General features: G+C 75.8%; 1 protein-coding gene. It reads right to left on the bottom strand.

The annotated features are described in order from the left end of the window. The coding region (locus tag HW445_RS32485; RefSeq protein WP_180224325.1) for a D-alanyl-D-alanine carboxypeptidase/D-alanyl-D-alanine-endopeptidase at positions 1–1,020 on the bottom strand (1,020 nt) is incomplete at both ends.

Here is a 1,020-nt window from a genome sequence, read left to right as displayed (position 1 = left end):
GGCGCTCAACGTCCCGCTGAACCCGGCGACCGGCATGCCGGTGAGGACGGGACGCAGCTCGGGACGGCCCGGGTCGGCGGCCGCCGTCAGCAGCCGGGTGAGCGCGCGGGCGCTGAGCCGGTCACCGCGCCCCAGACCGCTGCCGTCGGCGAACCGCACGCCCTCCAGCGGCACTCCCAGCCGCTTCAGTTCGGCGCGGATCGCGGCGCCGCCGCCGGCGAAACCGGCCTCCCGCCCGCCCGCCACGGCGGTCTGACGGGCCAGCGCCTCGGCGATGTCGTTGTCGCTGTTGGTCATCATCCGCTCGACCTGCGCGGCCAGCGGGGCGGAACGCACCTGGGCCACCGGGTCCGCCGTCTTCGCGGCCTCCCCCGGAGCGGGCGCGCCTGCCCGGATCCCCTTCTTCTCCAGCAGATCGGCGAAGACGCCGGCGGCGTGTGCCGCGGGGTCCGCCACCCGCGGGGCCGGACCGTGGTCCGAGTCGTCGGCGCGACCCTGGTCGACCATGAGCGCGGTGACCGGAGAGATATTCGGATTGACCCCGATCGGGTGAACCTCGGGTCCCTTGAAGAGGGAGGTGTCGTACCGGAGGACGACCTCCTCGACGCCCTGCCGCCGCAGCGCTGCGGCGGTCAGGGAGGCCAGCTCCCGCAGGCTCGCCCACCGGCCCGGCTTCTCACGGGCCGTCAGCGTGGGGTCTCCGCCGCCCACCAGGACCAGCTCCCGGGTGGTCCTCCCCTCGCCCTTGCCCTTGTCCCCGTCTCCGCGCTCGTCCTCGCCCTTGTCGGCGGCGCCGTCGGGCTGGAGCACGGTACGCGTGGTGAACCGGTGGTCGGGCCCCAGGGCGGAGAGCGCCGCCACCCCGGTCGCGATCTTGGTGGTGGAGGCCGGGAGGAGGGCGGTGCCCGCCCCGCGTTCGAAGAGCGTCCGTCCGGTGGCCACGTCCACCACCGCGGCGGACCGGCGGGACCCCAGAGCCGGATCGTCCAGCAGCGGGCCGAGGACGCGCTCGAGGCCCGC

Origin of the sequence: Streptomyces sp. UH6 (genome assembly GCF_013421635.1) — a bacterium.
GTDB classification, from domain to species: Bacteria; Actinomycetota; Actinomycetes; order Streptomycetales; family Streptomycetaceae; genus Streptomyces; species Streptomyces abyssomicinicus.
This window is presented reverse-complemented; position numbering and strand designations above follow the sequence as displayed.